The organism is Actinomyces sp. oral taxon 448 str. F0400 (genome assembly GCF_000220835.1).
Lineage (GTDB): Bacteria > Actinomycetota > Actinomycetes > Actinomycetales > Actinomycetaceae > Actinomyces.
The window spans coordinates 355,376-373,223 of record NZ_GL985606.1 but is presented as its reverse complement, the minus strand read 5'-3'; the positions used below and the strand labels follow the sequence as shown (position 1 = coordinate 373,223).

The window sequence follows — 17,848 nt, the reverse complement described above, 5'->3', positions numbered from 1 at the left end:
CAATGGACACGATTCTGTGGCCCCTCAAGGTTGCTGTCGCCTGGGTCATGGTCTACATTCACAAGTTCCTCGTGCTCGTCGGGATGCACGATGGCTCCGGGGCCGCGTGGGTTCTGTCGATCGTGGGTCTGACGATCTTCGTGCGCATTCTCATCATGCCGTTGTTCGTGCGTCAGATCCGGGCCAGCCGGGGAATGCAACTCATGCAGCCCGAGCTGCAGGCGCTCCAGGCCAAGTACAAGGGGAAGAAGGATCCGGCTTCCAAGCAGCGTCAGCAGGAGGAGATGATGGCGCTGTACCGCAAGCACGGAACGAATCCTTTCGCCTCGTGCTTCCCCATCCTCATTCAGATGCCAATCTTCTTCGCGCTCTTCCGAGTGCTGGCGAATCTGGAGAAGGTCGCCGAGGGTGTCTATCCCGGTCATATCTCGATCGGACCGTTGACGGCCGAACTGGCCGGGGATGTTCAAGCCTCCACGGTCTTCGGGGCGCATCTGTCCGATTCCTTCATGAACACCGATGATATGACGACCAAGGTCGTCACCGTCATCATGATCATCGCCATGAGCGCGACCCAGTGGTACACCATGGCGCAGCTGAGCATGAAGAACATGCCCGAGTCCTCCAAGAACTCGGATAATCCCATGATACGGTCTCAACGCGTCATGATGACGGTGATGCCGGTCTTCTTCGCCTTCACCGGTGTGCAATTCCAGATCGGTGTTCTGATCTACTGGGTGACGTCGAACCTGTGGACGATGGGTCAGCAGTTCTACACCATCAACCGCATGCCGGCTCCGGGCTCGGAGGCCGAGAAGAAGTTCCGGGCCCGGGAGAACGCCAAGCGGGCGCGCAAGGGCATGCCCTCACTCGAAGAGGAGGAGCGTGCTAAGGCGGAGGCCGAGGGAACCGCGCCGACCGGGGGGCAACGTGCGCAGCCAGTGCGCAAGAACCGTCAGAAGAAGGGTGCCGGACGGCCGTCCGGAGCGGAGGGACGGAGCGGCTCACGGCCCGACGACGGTGATGGCGCCAAGACGGGCGGAGCCGGTGATGCCAATGATTCCGACAATGCGACGACGGGTGGCGGAGGATCTTCCCGCAGACCCGGCGGCTTGACGGACGAGGAGATCGCCCGGCGTCGCTATGAAAGACGCGCGCGAGAGCGCAAGCGCGCTGCCGCGCGCCGTAAAGCTCAGAACAAGAAGCGCCGGGGCTGACCCGCAGTCCCACAGGACCATTGAGGAGAATGGACTATCATGAGCGAGAACACCGCCTCGTCCAACTCGTCGAGTACCATCAGCCGTCTTGAGGAGGAGGGAGAGGTCGGAGCCGATTACCTCGAGGAGCTTCTCGATATTGTTGATCTCGGCGGAGACATCGATATTGACATCGACCATGGTCGTGCCTCCATCGCAATTGTCGCATCGGAGGAGGGCGACGCGCGAGAGCTCGCCGATCTTGTTGGACGCGACGGCGAGGTGCTCGAAGCCGTTCAGGAGCTGACCCGCCTGGCAGTGCAGGCCCGTACGGGCAGTCGCTCGCGTCTCATGCTCGATATCAACGGTTATCGCGCCGCACGGCGAGCCGAACTGAAGAAGGTTGCCGAGGAAGCTGTGAAGAGGGTGAAGGTTTCCGGTCGGACGGTGACACTCGAACCCATGAATCCTTTCGAGCGCAAGGTCTGTCACGACGTCGTGGCTGCTGCGGGGCTGACCTCCGAGTCCGAAGGAGTCGAGCCGCTCCGCCACGTTGTCGTCCTGCCGGATCGTGAGTCCACTGAGGCGGACTCGCTGTCGATCTCAGAGACTGACGTGGAGGGTGCTCGTGAGGATGCGGGTGTCGGCGAGGTTCCGGAGAAGGATTGACATCTGGTGAGTGGTGACGATCTTTCCGTGCCAGTTGAAGTGGAGGAGCCTGCGGACGAGATCCGCGAGATCTTCGGACTCGCCTTCTTGGGCGCGGCGCGTTTCGCGGAGATGCTCACTGCCGAGGGCGAGATGCGTGGAGTGATCGGTCCGCGCGAACTGCCGCGACTGTGGAGCCGGCACATAGTCAACTCGGCTGCTCTTGCGCCTTTTCTGCCGGCGCGCGGTGCGGTGGCTGACGTCGGTTCAGGAGCGGGGTTCCCGGGAATCGTCATTGCGCTCTTGAGACCTGATTTAGAAGTAATGCTTATAGAATCTATGGAGCGTCGGATCGAATGGCTTGACGATGTCGTAGCCGAGCTCGACCTGGACAATGTCATCCTGCGGCATGCTCGCGCGGAAGAGGTCAAGGATCGGTTCGACGCCGTCGCCGCTCGCGCTGTCGCGAACCTGACGAAGCTCGTCCGTCTTACGGCGCCTTTGTTGCGTCCGGGAGGTAGTCTGCTGGCACTCAAGGGGGCTCGGGCCGAGGCTGAGGTTGAGGCGGCACAATATGTCGTGAAGAAGGCCCGACTCGAGCCGGCGGTCGTTCACGAGGTGATGACGCCGGGCGAGGAGCTGACTAGGGTTGTGCAGGTGCGTCGCCCTAAGCGGTGACGTGCGACCGGGGAAGAGCCGGCCTGGATTCGAATCGGGTACGTTGTGTGAGGTACACGACGTGAGTTGCATCGCCGATGCCGATTGGGTGCGGCGAGGTATACCGTCGGTGTCGCTGCGCTCACGTAGACTGAACGTCCCCGACCACCAGGCGCAGCCGGGGACGTCGTCCGAGGAGAACAATTTTGTCGGGATCGTCCATCTTCGAACAGTTGCAGGCCGATCACTCGGCGCTTGAAGAGTTCGCCGGGATGCGCTTTCCGCACCCCGACCAGACTCGTATCATTGCTGTTGCCAACCAAAAGGGCGGGGTCGGTAAGACGTCGACGACGGTGAATGTTGCAGCTGCACTGGCCGAGGCCGGACTTCACGTCCTCGTTATCGATGCCGATTCCCAGGGCAACGCATCGACGGCCCTCGGAGTGGCGCATGATGAGGAGCAGGCCTCCATCTACGACGTTCTGGTGGAGGGGACCAGGATCGATGACGTGGTGGTGACGACGAGTTTCGCCCCGACGCTGCTGTGCGTACCGGCCACGATCGACGTGGCCGCGGTTGAGATTGAACTCATCAACGCTGCCGAGCGTGAGTCGCGCTTGCATCATGCTCTTGATGAGTATCTCGAAAGCCGAGCTACTGAGGGCCTTCCGCGTCTGGACTACGTCTTCATCGATTGCCCACCGAGCTTGGGGCTGATGACGATCAACGCGTTCGTGGCGGCCAACGAGGTCCTCATCCCCATGCAGGCGGAGTACTACGCCCTGGAAGGACTTGCACTGCTCACTCGCTCGGTGGAGCGCGTTGCACAGACTCACAACTCCTCACTCACGGTGTCCATGATCGCTCTGACTATGTTCGATAAGCGCACGACGCTGGCGCGCGACGTCGAGGGTGAGGTGCGGAACTACTTCTCCTCGGCGGCACTCCATACGCGTATTCCACGCTCCGTACGCGTAGCCGAGGCACCTTCTTTCGGAGCGCCCGTAGTTTTCTGGGACCCTCGATGCTCGGGAGCAGTGGCCTATAAACAGCTCGCGCAAGAGATCGCACAACGTGGAGTGGCCGGTTGGGACAGCTCGATGGTCAACAATGACAACGTACAGGAGGCGTGACGATGGCGCAGAAGAAGCGTGGGCTTGGGCGAGGGCTCCAGGCGCTCATCCCGGAGACACAATCCGAAACGCCATCAACCCGTCCTACGGATGTGTTCTTCCCCGAGTCCGACTCCCCTGCGGAGGACAGGAAGAGCGCGGAGACGTCCGAGAACGGTGAGACCGGCGAAGACTCTGCCACGGAGGGCACACGGCGTAAGGCCGATGATATCGCCGCCACGCTTCTGGCTCCATCCAGGCGGACGAAGAAGTCTGCTGCGAGAAGCACGAGTCATCAGCGGCGCACAACAGCATCGACCAGCCGGACTGCAGCGCGCGACACTGCTGCGAAGAACAGCGATGCGAAGACGAAGTCGACTCGTGCCGGGGCTGGGAAGACTGGGGACGAAGCTGAGGTGCGGTCGGCGAAGACGGTGACCGGTTCTTCTAAGCAGGAGAAATCGAATGAGGACTCGTCACTCGTTCCGGTGCCGGGTGCGACCTTTGCAGATCTTCCGGTGGACATTATCTCCGCGAACCCTCATCAGCCACGTCAGGTTTTCGACGAGGATGACATCTCCGAGCTCGCGGCCTCAATCAAGGAGGTCGGTCTTCTTCAGCCCATCGTTGTACGGCGAATCGATGGCGAAGGAGATGAGGAGAACGCCCACTATGAATTGATCATGGGCGAACGGCGTCTGCGCGCGGCGAAGGAGGCCGGACTCAAGACGATTCCGGCGGTCGTTCGCTATGCCGCGGACGAGGAGTTGCTGCGGGATGCTCTCTTGGAGAACCTGCACCGTGTCCAGCTCAATCCTTTGGAGGAGGCTGCCGCTTATCAGCAGCTGTTGGAGGATTTCAATTGCACGCATGCTGAGCTTTCGAAGCGTATCGCTCGGTCACGGTCGCAGATCTCGAACACGCTGCGTCTTATGAAGCTTCCGCCTCTTGTTCAGCGGCGAGTTGCAGCGGGAGTCCTGTCAGCGGGACATGCTCGGGCGCTCTTGGGACTTCCCGATGCGGCGGCCATGGAGCGACTTGCTCAGCGCATTGTGGCAGAGGGTCTGTCCGTTCGTGCGACGGAGGAGCTCGTGGCGGTGCATGATGAACCGGAACCAGCGCGTAAGTCCAAGCCGCTGCGCGCGCGTTCGGCACCGCTTCCCGCACTGTCGACGCGCTTGTCGGATGCTTTCGACACACGGGTCAAGGTCACTCGCGGAGCGAAGAAGGGGAGGATTACGATTGAGTTCGCCGGCGATGACGACCTCGCACGCATCGTCTCCGCACTGGCTCCCGGAACGTCACTAGATGAGGACTGAAGACTAAGCTCCTGAAGATCGGTCGGTCAGCAACAGTTCTTCCGATGCAGGGCCCGAAGCTGGCCCGATGTTTCACGTGAAACATGCGAGACGATTGGGCATGAACGCACTTCCGCTGCCGCGACGCGACTGATGTCAAGGAGTTCCCCGACCACGGTCGGGAAAAGCCATGGCCAGACCCGGATGCGCCTCGCATGGTCTCACACGTGCAGGGAGTGGCCACCGTATGCATGTGCGGCTCGCGATTCTGCCCTCAACTCCGCTTGACGTTCACGTTAGAACCACTTGCCACGATCCCGGCACACACAGCATGATGGTTACTGACCATCCTGCCAGTCGCCTACATCGAGTCGTCATGTTTCACGTGAAACGTGCGGACGATCGTGTTTACAGCGTTCAGCGTCTTGGCACGCTTCTGCAGGGGATGGCGAGACTCGCGCGTTGGTTGCTGTTGAGCGAGTACGAGGGACGACTTCGGATTTCGACCCGGGACGGTCTACGAGGCCATCGTGCTGTCCGAGTGTCGTACACGGCAGGGATCCATTGAGACCTCGTCCTGAGGATGGCCGTGGAGACGGGGAAGTCCGAGCAACGATGTCGGAGGTCAGCCCCGACAGGAATCAGCGACGGATGTTTCACGTGAAACACCTGCTATTCTCGATCCCGAGCAGTGTTTCTCGGTCAATCGTCGCTTCAGGGGCGAACGAGGGGATGGTGGGCGAGAGCATTGTAGAGCTCGGGCAAACTACCATCCACGTTGGCGGCCAGAGGCAAAAGGGACGTTTCCGTCATCCCGGGGACCACGTTAACGTCGATGAACCAAGGTGTCCCCGCCTCGTCGAGGATGAGGTCTGTACGAGAAGTGTTGCCGAGCCCCAAGGTTCGGTGTACGACGACGGCAGTGTTCTGCACCCGTGTCAGGAGCTCTGAATCAAGACGCGCGGGGACGAAGTACTCTGAACGACCGGGGTTGTATCGAGCATCGAAGTCATACTGACCTTCCGAAACCACCTCGACGGGTGGAAGCGCCCGCGGACCGTTGCCGGTGTCCACCACCGATACGGCTACCTCGGTACCGGGTACGTACCGTTCAATGAGCGCGCGCTCGTCATAGGCGAAGCATGCCACCATGGCGTTACGTAGTTCGTCGGCATTATGGGCCAGTGACACTCCGAGGCCGGAGCCTCCTTGATTCGGTTTGACGACGACGGGAAGCCCGAGATGCGATGCGACGACGCCTAGTGTCTCCTGTGCTCCCAGTTGGGAGAAATACGACTTGGGCAACGTGACAGAATCCGGTGTGACGACCCCGCCTGCCCGTACAGTTGCTTTCGCGGTCGACTTGAAAGAGGCACGTTGGCAACCGTCGGAATGGGTTCCGACGTAGGGCATGTCGAGCGCGATGAGAACGTTCTGAAGCCCTCCATCCTCACCGTGTCGCCCGTGAAGGAGCGGCCAGACGGCATCGGGAGCGAACGCTTTCAGTGATCCAATAGTCCGTGCATCGACGTCGAGGATGAGCACCGTGTGGCCAAGATGCTTAAGGACTGAGGCGACACGATGCCCTGAACGAAGTGAGACATCACGTTCATGGCTCAAGCCACCGGCCAGAATGGCGACGCGGAGTGGCTCGTCGTCGACAGGCACGAGCTTTGTGGATTCGGTGGTCTTTGTCATGATGTAACCTCAGATCTGATCTGGTGCGGGGGTGGAGACCCCCTCGGTAGGACGGCTGTATGACGGGCCGAAGAGATCGATGAGCTCAAGATCATGCGTGATCACGTCAGACAGACGGCGTATCCCCTCGTGGATCTCGACTGGCTCGGGATAGCAGAAGGAAAGACGCATGTGATCATGCCCTGCTGATCCTCCAGGGTAGAAGGCGGTACCCGACACATAGGCGACGAGGTTGGTGACAGCACGAGGCAGCATGTCTTTTGCATCGAGGCCATCCGGCAGGCCGACCCACACGTAGAACCCGCCGGAGGGCACGTTCCACGTGCACATGGACATGTACTCGTTGAGCGCGGAGATCATGGCGTCGCAACGGTCGCGATACATGCCGCGGAACTCTTCGATCTGATGCTTCCAATCGAAGCCTTCAAGATACATGGAGATGGAGTATTGACCAACTGAGCTCGGACAGAGGATAGCGGCTTCAGAGGCGAGCTTCATCTTCTCCCTGACCGCGGGCGGAGCGACGGCCCAGCCGACGCGGTAACCTGGAGCGAAAATCTTGGAGAAGGATCCGAGATACACGACATCGTCGGGTGCGAGAGTCTTGAGGGCGGTGTAGGTCTGCCCATCGAAACCGAGGAGGCCGTAGGGATTGTCCTCAACGATGAGGATGTGATGCCGGTGGCAGATGTCGACGACCGTCCGGCGTCGCTCCTCGGAGAGCGTGGCGCCAGCGGGATTGTGAAAATTTGGAAGGCAGTAGAAGAGCTTGATTCGTCGACCCTCCCGTTCCAGTCGAAGGATCGCCTCCTCAAGGGCATCCGGGATGACGCCGTCGGCATCCATCTCAATCTGTTGCACATCTGCTTGGTAGGTGGCGAAGATCGATAGAGACCCGACGTAGGTCGGACCCTCAGCGAGAATGACGTCACCCGGGTCAATGAAAAGTTCGGCGACGATGTCGACGGCCTGCTGGGAACCTGTTGTGATGATGATGTCTTCAGGGTCCGCGTCGATGCCTTCAAGCGCCATGACATCGGGAATCTGCTCACGCAGTCGAGGAAGCCCCTGTCCGTTTCCGTACTGAAGAGCCCTTCCCCCGTCCTTACGGATCATCCGGGCTGTGGATTCGGCGAGCCGATCGAGCGGCAGGTCTTTGAGATTGGGCATGCCGCCAGCCAAGGAGACGACCTCGGGTCGAGAGGCGACGGCGAAGAGGGAACGGGTTTCGGAGGCGCGCAAGCCGTGAGCTCGCGTAGCATAGTTGTCCAGCCATGGATCGAGCCGATTGCCTTTCACGGAGTGTTCATCAGTCACGTCGTCGTCCTTCCTGGGTCGGCACCCGCCGTTGGAGGTCAGTCTGCCACGGCAGCGCGGTAGCATGCCGGTCTGTTCCCACGACGGACCTGATCCATGTCGCTGGAGGCTAAGACGTGGTTTCACGTGAAACACTCATCGTAGGTGAGCAGAGTGTTTCACGTGAAACCACGTCTTCCTTCCGTCGCCACGTTTGATCAGCCCGGACCAGTCAGGTACGCAGTGCTGCTGCCTCGATGATCGCGCGAAGCGGTTCCTCGGCGTTGGCTATCGTGACGACGTGCTGTGCACGACCGAGAAGATCGGTGATCTCAGGAGTCTGCATCTGTTCGGCACCGAGCGCCTCCTTGACAGTCTCGCCGAACTTCGCGGCCTTCGCGGTCTCGAGAATCAGGGTCGGGAAGCCGACTTCCATTGTCCGGAGTGCCACGGTGACGCCGTCAGCCGTGTGCGGGTCGATGAAAGTACCCGTCGCCGTGTGCACGCGGCGGATAGCCTCGAGCCTGTCGCGATGGGATGACGATCCGGAGATGAACCCGAACTCGGCGCTGAGACGCGTCAGTTGGTCGGACAAATCGAGAACGCCTGTGGTCTCCAGGTCGAGCCACCGGTGCCTGAACTCCTTTGGACCGAGTAGTTGCCAGATGAATCGTTCAAGGTTCGATGCTTTGGAGATGTCCATGGACGGGCTGGAGGTTGCCAACGTCTCCGCGCTTCCCCTTGGACGATACACGCCAGTGGAGAAGAATTCGTCCAGGACATTGTTCTCATTGGTGGCCAGGACGAGACGTCGGATCGGCACGCCCATCGACCTGGCGAGGTGGCCGGCGTAGATGTTGCCGAAATTGCCCGATGGGACGACCACATCCATTGCATGGCCAGCACGGTCCGAACTGTCGAGTCCGTCCGAGATACGCAGCCAGGCCCAGACGTAGTAGACGATCTGTGCAGCGATGCGCCCGAAGTTAATAGAATTAACGGCGCCGATCGAGTAGGTCGATTTGAAGGCGGCGTCACTGTTGATGGCCTTGACGAGAGCCTGGCAGTCATCGAAGACGCCATTCACTGCGATGTTGTGAATATTGGTGTCATTGAGCGAGTACATCTGGGCGCGCTGCACATCGCTCATTCGATCCTTCGGTGAGAGCATGAAGATGGCGACGCCGTCCTGCCCCCGGAAGGCGTGCTCAGCAGCGGACCCGGTATCACCGCTGGTAGCACCCAGAACATTGAGCACCCTTCCCCCGTGCCGCAGGATGTACGGGATGACTTGTCCCAGGAACTGCATAGCGAGGTCTTTGAAGGCCATGGTCGGGCCCTCGGACAGCCCTACGAGTGCAAGCCCCTCAGCTACGTTGTTGAGCGTCCGAACAGGAACGACGGGCGGCGGGAAGTGATCGGGTCCGAATGCCGCACCAGTCAGCGCGGCGAGGTCGTGCGTGGGGATGTCGGTGGCGTACAGGCTGATAATCTTGGCGGCGAGCTCGGGGTAGCTCAAAGAACGAAGCCTCTCGAGCTGAGTACGGGTAACCTCGGGGATACTCTCCGGTACGATCAGGCCGCCGTCGGGCGCGAGACCGGACAGAAGCACGTCGGTGAAATTCGTGGGAACCATGCCGCCGCGCGTGGAGATGAAACGCATGGAGCTACACTTTCATCGTCGGGCTACGAACGACACAAGTCTATACTGATCAACATATGAACATATATGTTCATATGTTGAGACGGCGCATAGCTCTCCATCTCGCACTCATCGTCCTGCTCTATGGCGATTCTCGATGCCGCTCTTGAGAATGATCGACGGCGCCGCCCCGGCAGTGAGCGGCGCCGTCGATCATGAGACGCACCGTCAGGCAGCCGTCAGACCCTCACCAGTGCTACGCGATCGGTCCGGGATGTCGGTGTTTCAGCCGAGGGCCTTTTCAATCTGCTTGGTGAAGGATCCCTTGGGGCGGGAGCCGGAGAACTGATGGACGACTTTCCCATCGCGTACGACGGCGAAGGTCGGGATCGAGCTGACACCGAAGGAACGAGCGGTGTCCGGACTGGCATCGACATCGATCTTGATGAACTTCGCACGATCACCGAGCTCGGAGGCGACCTCATCGACGACCGGTGCCATCTGCCGGCACGGACCGCACCACTCGGCCCAGAAGTCGATGACGACGGGCAGTTCGGACTTCAGCACCTCCGACTCGAAAGTGTCGTCGGTGACAGCGAGAGTGTGGGACATGGAATTCTCCTTCAGAGAACCGGTGATGGTCAGGTGGTGAGGTTGGCGAGATAGTGCTCGGCATCCAGCGCCGCACGGCAGCCTGATCCGGCGGCAGTGATCGCCTGCTGGTAGTGAGGGTCAGCGACGTCACCGCAGGCGAAGACACCAGGAAGAGCAGTGCGTTGGGAAGGTGCCTGCACGGCGATGTAGCCGGCGTCGTCGAGCTCGAGGACATCGGCGACCAGTTCGGAACGCGGGATCTGTCCGATGGCTACGAACAAACCGGCGGCGGGGATGTCGCGTCGCTCCCCCGTGACGGTGTTCTCCAGAGTGACTGATTCGAGGGCTTCCTGCCCGTTGAGGGCAGCCACCGTCGAGTTCCAGGCGAAGTCGATCTTGGGATCGTCCTGGGCGCGCTTGGCCATGACGGCACTGGCACGCAGTTCGTCACGACGATGCACGACCGTTACGGATGAGCCGAAGCGGGACAGGAAGAGCGCCTCCTCCATGGCGGAATCCCCGCCGCCGACGACGACGATCGGCTTATCCTTGAAGAAGAATCCGTCGCAGGTCGCGCAGTAGGACACGCCGTGCCCTGAGAGCCGGGCCTCGTCCTCCAGACCCAACTTGCGGTACTCCGAGCCGGTCGACATGATGACGGCGCGCGCCTCGTAGACGGCGTCATCGGTGGTGACACGCTTGATCTCACCGGTGAGCTCGAGGTCGATGACGTCCTCGTAGCGGATGTCGGCGCCGAAGCGCTCGGCCTGCTCCTGCATCTGCGTCATGAGCTCGGGGCCCATGACGCCCTCGATGAAGCCCGGGTAATTCTCGACCTCGGTCGTGTTCATGAGCGCGCCTCCGGCGGTGACCGAGCCGGCGAGGACGACAGGGTTCAGTTGGGCACGCGCCGCATAGATCGCGGAGGTGTAACCGGCCGGGCCGGAGCCGACGATGACGACGTCGTGGACCATAGCTCTCCTGAGTGGAACTGTGCGAGTTGCGTCTGGGTGCACCACGCACGGGCACGAGGACCGCCTCCGACGGTGAGCACCCATGGCGTGCAGGCAGTGCAACCGGTGATGGGACGGGATTGTTCCCGAGGCTCTCCTACTTGAGAGTGATCTCCGAGATGGTGACCTTCGGATCACCGTCGGACGCCGTGGGCTGATCGGTCACCCACACGACGATCGAGTCGGTGTCCGTCGGTGTGAATGAGAAGCTCGTCGTGCCCGAGGTGAAGGCGCCCTCGGTCAGCAGCGTGCCGCCGCTCGGATCGTCGGCGCTCGTGGCCCGGATCTGAACGTTGCCTCCCGACCCCGTCCCCTGGAGGTCGATAGCCGAGACCTTGGCGGACTGCTCCAGGCTCACAGCGATACCGAGTCCGCTCTTCAAGTTCCCGAAATTCTTCGAGAAGTACTGCCGCGACTTCCACGAGGTGCTCGGATCGCCGTCGACCGTCTGACCCGCCTGATCGGAGTAGTCCGCCTCCCCACCCGAGGAGGCGACGACCTGCGCCCCGGTGATCTTGATAGGAGCCGTCGTCGGTGAGGGCGTGCTGCTCGCCTGCGTCGGCTCGTTCTGCGCCGGCGCAGGCGCGATCGCCGAGGGCACAGTCTCCGCAGCCGGCACGTCGTCCTCGGTGAAACGCAGGTTGAACAGGCCGAGGATGCTGTGCACCGCGAAGAAGACCCCCACTAGCATGACGATGAGGATGCCGCCGAACAAGGTGACGGTGGTGTGAGACACCGACTGCGCGTCCTCGTCATTCTCAGCGTTGTCGGCATCGCTGGCAGCGGCATCACCGTCGCTGGCGGCGGTGGCCGACAGGATCGTCGACGAGGAGGTGGCGGAGGCTCCCGTGAGAGACGAGGCGTCGTTCTCGACGACCGGTGGTGCGCCGGTCCTCACCTCATTCGGGGTGATGGCGACCGGCGCAGCAGCGGTCTGGGGCGTACTGGCCGCCATCGACTCCGTGTCGGATCTGCCGGAGGGTGCGGGTTCGGCTACCGCGGCCGGAGACGTCGGGCGAGTCGCAGCCGCCCGACGCAGGCGCGAGAGGACTCCCCGCGGGGAGGACTCCCCGTCGACGGCGGCCGCGGCGTCATCCCTGGTGCTCTGCGGCAGGAGGGACACGTCCCACGGCGCCAGTGCGTCTGCCACCCCGGAAGCGGACACCGGCGCCGTACCCGACCATGTGCGCGCCACCAGCTCGTCGAGATCGGCGTCATCCCTGCCCATGGTCCTGGCCAGGGTGGAGGGCGGCACCGGTACCCCGTCGGCTGTCGTCGGAGCGGCCGGCAGCCCTGCACGTTTGCCGGGCCAACGTCCTGTCACACCGTAGTAGAGGAGCTCGACCAGGGCGCGGGCGTCGGTGCGATCCGCGGCGAGAGGATCGGAGTCGTTCTTGGAGTCCAGACCGAGGATCGCAGCCTCGATGCCGATACCGGTGACCTGGACATTGCCGTTGGGACGAAGCCGAACCGACTCGGGAGAGAGGTTCAAATGATGCAGACCACGGCGGGAGCACGCGTCCAGGGCCTGTGCGACCTCGCCGACGATGGCGCGCACCTGGGCGGCCTCCAGCCTCTGGCTGACCAGAGCCGATAGAGGACGACCGTCGGCCGGCTCGGTGACGATGAACGCGGGATGGTCCGTCTCGACGTCGAAGACCCGCTGAATGCGTGAGTCCTCCACGAGGACGGCGCGGCTGGCCGCTTCCAGGACCTCGGCCCGGTGAGGGGTTGCGGCAGTGAGCATGAGGACCGTGACGGTGCGGTCCAGGATCGTGTCCCGGCCGACATGACGGACCACTCGGGGCAGTGTTGCGGGAAGGGTGGCGGCCAAGGCATAGCGCCCCGTGCCGATCGGCGTCGCATCCATGATGAAGTTCCCTCCTCCCGCGCCGAGCAGCCCCAGTGCCTGCGGCACGAGTGTACCGGGCATGAGTGCCCGTACGGAGGCGGCCTGGACGGCCAGATCCGCAGTCGTGGGGGGCGGGGCGGGAATCGCAGGCGGCGGAGCAGGTGCGGGACGCGGTGCGTTCACGGCCCGCAGCAGAGGTCGGTAGGACGGTGGGTAGGAAGGCGGAAGTTCGGTGCCCGCACGGTCGGCAGACGTCGGAGCCAGAACATGAGCCAGGTGCAGAACCACCCGGCCGGCACGGCCCGGTAGGAGTCGCCCGACCTTGGCCACCATACGTGACAGCGGTACGAAGAGCACGCCGAGCTCCTCGACGTGCAGCATACGTGCGGCGACGAGGTAAGTGACCGTCATGAGGAAGGCGGCCACCAGGACGATCAGTAGGGCATCCGTCGGGCGGGACCCGGTCGACGAGCCGTCGGCCGGGCCCAGAACCGCCCGTACTCCCAGACCCACGAGTATCGCGGGCAGCGCCGCGAGTACCAAACGGATGTAGGTCGCTATCACGCGATGCCCATCGAGACTGGGGAGATGGCGCCGGACGAGCGGGATCACGGCCAGGGAACCGCCCAGCTGGCTGAGCATGGAGCCCACCGCCGCCCAGGTCATCCAGTGGGGCGGGGGCGCCAGCAGATAGGCACCCGTGCACACGACGACGGGGACGATGCCCACGACGGCGTCGGCCATCAGCAACCGCTTCGTGTCGGCGTAGGCCAGCATGACGCGCTGGGTTGTGAACCAGATGCCTTGGAAGATGATGCCGATGGCCAGGAAGCCGAGGATAGGGCCTCCGGCGGTGGCCTCCCGCAGAGACAGAGAGGGGGTGAAGAGCTGGAGCGCGGGCGCGGCCAGGGTGCTGATACCCGCGGCGAACAGGACGGTGAACACCGCGACACTGCGCAGCCCCAGGGACAGATCGTCGCGCACGCCCATGCGGTCGCCGGCGGCCGCTTTCTCACTCATGCGTGTGAACAGGGCGGTGATGATCGAGGTCGTCACCAGCGACTGCGGCAGCATGTAGATCAGCTGGGTGTTGTCGTACAGCATCTTGGACGGGACGACCTGGTCCGCGTACTGCGCGGTCTGGGCCATCGTGACGGCCTGAGAGCCCAGGTTCGACGTCGCGATGTCGCCGAGGAAGACGACCCCCGTGCCCGCCAGGGCCCACAGGGCCACCTTCGACATGTGCCCCAGACCCATGCCCCGCACCCCCCATACGAGGCGCGGACGGAATCCCGAGCGCACCAGGGGGATATAGAGGATGAGGGCCTGGGCCGCGATGCCCGCCGTCGTCGTGCCCGCGATGAGGGTGATGCGACTCGCGTTCCAGACCGCCGGATCCTGACCAGTGGTGTAGCGGCCGTAGATGTGCAGGTAGGCGATGATCGAGGCGATCGAGATGATGTTGTTGAGCACCGGTGACCACATGTAGGGCCCGAAGCTCGAGCGAGCGTTGAGTACCTGCCCCCACAGGGCGCCCAAACCGTAGAAGAAGATCTGGGGCATGCACCAGTAGGCGAAGGCGAAGGCGAGTGGCTGCCATTTTCCCAAGCCCGAGGCGTACAAGGTGATGACCAGTGGCGCCGCCACCGTGACGACGGCCGTCACTGTCACCATGGCGGTGATGGCGGCCGTCAGCAGACGGTTGACGAGCTCCTCGCCGTTGCGCTGCCGCAGCGCCTGCACGATCTGCGGAACAAGGATGGCGTTGAGCACGCCGCCGATCATGAGGCCGTACAACTGGGTGGGCAGATTGTTGGCGTCGTTGAAGGCCTCGCCCGCGCCCGAGGCCGTCGCTCCCACGGCGGCGATGAGCAGGCTGTTGCGCACCAGGCCCAGAATGCGGCTGGCCAGTGTTCCGGCTGCCATGATGGCGCTCGAGCGGGCGATCGACGAACCCTTGTTCGCGGCGCTCATGTCTTCTCCTCGATGCTGGGGGTGGGCGTCGCGGTGCGTCGCCCGCGGCGCACGGTTCGCACGATGCCCCCGATGAGCAGGATGACGAGTCCGGCGCCCATGACTCGGGTGCCCCTGGTCTCCCAGTCGGCGTGCACGCGCATATGAACGTTCTGCGGTGCGCCGACGGCGGTGCCGTCGGCCGCCAGCAGCATGATGGTCAGGTCGACGTCTCCGCTGCCCACCGCTTTGACCGGTACGGTGGCGGTCGCCTGACCGTCCGCCGGAACGGTCAGTGTGACGTCTTCGACCGTCTGCAGTCGAGCGGAGCTCGACCGCAGACGGACCATGACGGTGGCGTCCTGGTCCAGGGACGAGGTGATGCGCACCGGCAGGTTGGCCTCGGCGGCGATCAGATTGATCGTCCGTGACGGCACCGCCGTGAGCCTCGTGGTCACGGCGGTGCCCCGCTCCCGGGCGGAGCCGGCCATGGTCGTGCGACCGGCCGGATCCGAGCGCCACACGGCCGAGGCGGTGCGCTCCACCACCTCGGAGGCGGAGCCGATCACCGTCTGAGGGTCGGTGAGGATCGAGGTCACCGAATCGAGGTACTCCTTGCTCGTGCGCGCGGCGGCGAGATCGGAGGCCGGCACCTCGTCGTCGCCGTCGATTTGATCGGGCACGTCCTCGCGCGACGCCCGCGTTCCGCCGTCCTGCTGGGCGCGGGCCTCGGCGGTCAGCGCCTTCAGACCCTGGGGCGAGGTCCAGGAGGAGTCCTGCAGCGCTTTCAGGCGCCTGGCGAGCCTATCGGCATCGATGCTTGCAGCCGCGGTGCGGTCCAGGGTCACCACGACGGAGCGACTTATCGCGGGGGCCTGACGCGTGAGGATCGCCGTCTCGCCGCGCAGCAGCTGGGTGGCGTCCAGGTCGGAAAGGGCGGTCGAGGATTCGCCGGTCCTCAGTGTGCCGCCGAGCGCGTCCGACAGGTCCTCATCGGGTGTCAAGACAGTACGCGAGCCGATACTCGTCACCTCCGAAGGCGTGTACGTCAGATCCGCCGTCACCGGCAGGTCGCCCGGGGAGGTGACGATGGTCGTCGTCGAGTCCGGCAGGGTGGACAGCGTCGTGGCGTCCAGGTCGCCGGCGAGCCAGGTCAGCGATGTCGGGGCGCCCGCCTCCACGACCTCCGAGGTTCCCGTGCGGGTCGCGGCATCGGAGAGCAGATCGGTTTCATCCAGGTGGGCTAGAGCGCTGACGTCGACATCCGCCCACGGCAGGGCGACGACGTCACCGGCCGCGAGGGCCCGCGTGAGAGCGTTGGCGATGGTCTGCCCGGGACTGCGCTGGGCGCTCGGAGTGGATCCTGAAGGGGAGGCAGCGGCCGTCGGATCCGCTGACGATGATGACGATGGCGAGGGTGGTGCCTGAGCCGATTGGGACGGCTGGGCCGATGGAGCTGAGGCGGAGCTTGTCCCTCCGTCCCCGGCACCGCCGGAGGCGGAGGGGCTGGCGCTCGCTGAGGATGTCGTAGCGGTCAGCGTTTCCTCGGTCACTCCGAGGGCGTGGAGCAGGGCCGGGTCCACGGCGAGAACGACGCCGTCGCCGGCGAGTGCGAGCAGAGAGGCGATTCGAGTGCGCAGGTCGGCCAGCGCGTCCCGGGAGGGCGGATCCGCACCGGTGGTCAGGAGGGACATATCCGCGGGGGAGGCGGTCACCGGAATGATGGTCGTCGTATGCGACCGGCTGGCCTGAGCGCCCGCGTCCCACACCAGGATCGTGCGGTCCTGGGCAATGAGGTCCCCTCCTTGGGACAGCGTCAGCTGAAGGCCGCGAGGGCCCCACTGATCCGCTTCTCCGAAGGGCAGGTCGTCCGCGGCGAGGTCGATGGAGAAGGTCTGCACCTCGCCAGGGGCCACTCGGACGCCGAGGTCGCCGGTGTGGACCTTGCTCATGGCCGTATCGGTCTCATCGGCCAGCCATGATTTCAGGCCGGTCACGGTGATCTCGGTGCCGTTCTGCGCCTGTACGGTCGCGGACATGCGCTCCAGAGTCCGGTCGGTGCCGTTGGCGATGGTTCCTGAGACCGTCACGTCCTGCCCGGAACCGACGACCTCGGGGGACAGCGAGTCGATCGAGAGCGTCACCCGGCCGTCGATCATCTGGGCTGCGGCCGGCTCGGCCGAGTCCTGCGCGGTCGAAGGAGCGGGAACGGCCCATGCCGCGGTGGTGGTGCCGAGCCCGGTGATGCAGGCGAGCAGGGCGACCGCTGCGACCACGGTGGCCAGCAGGCGCACCGGGGAGCGACGAGGACGAGAGCGGAACCTGAGCGGGTTCACCCGTCCCCCACGAGAATCTCACGGGCGGCGGCCACGATGCGCCGCTCATTGGGGTAGGCCAGACGGCGGGAGACGTCGTCGAGGTCCACCCATTCGACCTCCTCGGCCTCATGGTCGGGGTCGTTGTCCGTGGTGAGCCAACCTCCGAGCGCTTCGAGCAGGAAGTGGTGGACGATCTTGTGAACGCGGTGGTCGTCCCCCGCGAACCAGTAGTCGATGGTGGCCAGGTGACGCAGAACCCGACCGGAGATGCCCGTCTCCTCGGCGATCTCGCGCACGGCCGCCTCCTCAGCGGTTTCCGATCCCTCGAGGTGGCCCTTGGGCAGGCACCACTCGAGACGGCCGCCGCGATTGCGGCGCGCGATGACCGCGGTGACCGCGCGGCCCCCCCGAACGGCGATCACCAGTCCGCCCGCACTGGTCTCGTCGATGACCGGTAGCGGACGCGCACTCGCGCGCCGCGCCGGCGCGCCGGCGCGGGGCTTGCGAGTGCGGTGAGACGGCATAGGGACACTCTAGGCGGTTCGGCTGAGTGGGTCGGCCGTCGAAGGTT

At 63.9% G+C, this 17,848-nt stretch carries 13 protein-coding genes; 5 read left to right on the top strand and 8 right to left on the bottom strand.

The window, feature by feature from the left end; translation table 11 throughout:
- Positions 1-2: 2 nt before the first annotated feature.
- From yidC to HMPREF9062_RS01620, 5 genes are all read left to right on the top strand, one after another.
- Complete coding sequence (yidC, locus tag HMPREF9062_RS01640) at positions 3-1,217, top strand: membrane protein insertase YidC (RefSeq protein WP_009748260.1); 1,215 nt, start codon at positions 3-5, stop codon at positions 1,215-1,217.
- Positions 1,218-1,256: 39 nt separating this feature from the next.
- The gene (locus tag HMPREF9062_RS01635) at positions 1,257-1,865 is read left to right on the top strand and encodes a Jag family protein (RefSeq protein ID WP_009748259.1); all 609 of its coding nucleotides are present in this window, start codon (positions 1,257-1,259) and stop codon (positions 1,863-1,865) included.
- Between the two features lie 6 nt (positions 1,866-1,871).
- Entirely contained in the window at positions 1,872-2,522 is a 651-nt protein-coding gene (gene rsmG / locus HMPREF9062_RS01630; protein ID WP_009748258.1) for a 16S rRNA (guanine(527)-N(7))-methyltransferase RsmG, read from the top strand.
- A 185-nt stretch (positions 2,523-2,707) separates the two neighbouring features.
- Positions 2,708-3,634 (top strand): ParA family protein, encoded by a 927-nt coding sequence (locus HMPREF9062_RS01625; RefSeq protein WP_009748257.1) that lies wholly within the window; start codon positions 2,708-2,710, stop codon positions 3,632-3,634.
- 2 nt (positions 3,635-3,636) lie between these two features.
- Positions 3,637-4,932, top strand: a complete 1,296-nt coding sequence (locus tag HMPREF9062_RS01620; protein ID WP_009748256.1) for a ParB/RepB/Spo0J family partition protein — start codon at positions 3,637-3,639, stop codon at positions 4,930-4,932.
- A gap of 693 nt (positions 4,933-5,625) precedes the next feature.
- Here the strand turns inward: HMPREF9062_RS01620 and HMPREF9062_RS01615 are convergent.
- The 8 genes from HMPREF9062_RS01615 to HMPREF9062_RS01580 form a co-directional block, all read right to left on the bottom strand.
- Positions 5,626-6,609, bottom strand: a complete 984-nt coding sequence (locus HMPREF9062_RS01615; RefSeq protein WP_009748255.1) for a D-alanine--D-alanine ligase family protein — start codon at positions 6,607-6,609, stop codon at positions 5,626-5,628.
- A 9-nt stretch (positions 6,610-6,618) separates the two neighbouring features.
- A complete protein-coding gene (locus HMPREF9062_RS01610) occupies positions 6,619-7,926 on the bottom strand; it encodes an aminotransferase-like domain-containing protein (RefSeq protein WP_034253508.1) in 1,308 nt (435 codons plus the stop codon).
- Positions 7,927-8,137: 211 nt separating this feature from the next.
- Positions 8,138-9,568 (bottom strand): threonine synthase, encoded by a 1,431-nt coding sequence (thrC, locus tag HMPREF9062_RS01605; RefSeq protein ID WP_009748253.1) that lies wholly within the window; start codon positions 9,566-9,568, stop codon positions 8,138-8,140.
- A 264-nt stretch (positions 9,569-9,832) separates the two neighbouring features.
- A complete protein-coding gene (gene trxA, locus HMPREF9062_RS01600; RefSeq protein ID WP_009748252.1) occupies positions 9,833-10,159 on the bottom strand; it encodes a thioredoxin in 327 nt (108 codons plus the stop codon).
- 29 nt (positions 10,160-10,188) lie between these two features.
- Entirely contained in the window at positions 10,189-11,115 is a 927-nt protein-coding gene (gene trxB / locus HMPREF9062_RS01595) for a thioredoxin-disulfide reductase (protein WP_009748251.1), read from the bottom strand.
- 136 nt (positions 11,116-11,251) lie between these two features.
- Positions 11,252-14,980, bottom strand: coding sequence for a lipid II flippase MurJ (locus HMPREF9062_RS01590; RefSeq protein ID WP_009748250.1), 3,729 nt, complete (start codon positions 14,978-14,980; stop codon positions 11,252-11,254).
- On the bottom strand, positions 14,977-17,295 hold the full coding sequence (locus HMPREF9062_RS01585) for a DUF6049 family protein (RefSeq protein ID WP_253270629.1): 2,319 nt from the start codon (positions 17,293-17,295) through the stop codon (positions 14,977-14,979). Before HMPREF9062_RS01585 ends, HMPREF9062_RS01590 begins: the two co-directional genes overlap by 4 nt.
- Positions 17,292-17,801 (bottom strand): NUDIX hydrolase, encoded by a 510-nt coding sequence (locus HMPREF9062_RS01580; protein ID WP_034253505.1) that lies wholly within the window; start codon positions 17,799-17,801, stop codon positions 17,292-17,294. Before HMPREF9062_RS01580 ends, HMPREF9062_RS01585 begins: the two co-directional genes overlap by 4 nt.
- Positions 17,802-17,848 lie beyond the last annotated feature (47 nt).

Excerpts from the sequence above, each read along its gene's own strand:
- yidC (WP_009748260.1), top strand. The coding sequence starts at position 3 with ATGGACACGATTCTGTGGCCCCTCAAGGTTGCTGTCGCCTGGGTCATG.
- HMPREF9062_RS01635 (WP_009748259.1), top strand. The coding sequence starts at position 1,257 with ATGAGCGAGAACACCGCCTCGTCCAACTCGTCGAGTACCATCAGCCGT.
- HMPREF9062_RS01620 (WP_009748256.1), top strand. The coding sequence starts at position 3,637 with ATGGCGCAGAAGAAGCGTGGGCTTGGGCGAGGGCTCCAGGCGCTCATC.
- HMPREF9062_RS01615 (WP_009748255.1), bottom strand. The coding sequence starts at position 6,609 with ATGACAAAGACCACCGAATCCACAAAGCTCGTGCCTGTCGACGACGAG.
- thrC (WP_009748253.1), bottom strand. The coding sequence starts at position 9,568 with ATGCGTTTCATCTCCACGCGCGGCGGCATGGTTCCCACGAATTTCACC.
- trxA (WP_009748252.1), bottom strand. The coding sequence starts at position 10,159 with ATGTCCCACACTCTCGCTGTCACCGACGACACTTTCGAGTCGGAGGTG.
- trxB (WP_009748251.1), bottom strand. The coding sequence starts at position 11,115 with ATGGTCCACGACGTCGTCATCGTCGGCTCCGGCCCGGCCGGTTACACC.
- HMPREF9062_RS01590 (WP_009748250.1), bottom strand. The coding sequence starts at position 14,980 with ATGAGCGCCGCGAACAAGGGTTCGTCGATCGCCCGCTCGAGCGCCATC.
- HMPREF9062_RS01580 (WP_034253505.1), bottom strand. The coding sequence starts at position 17,801 with ATGCCGTCTCACCGCACTCGCAAGCCCCGCGCCGGCGCGCCGGCGCGG.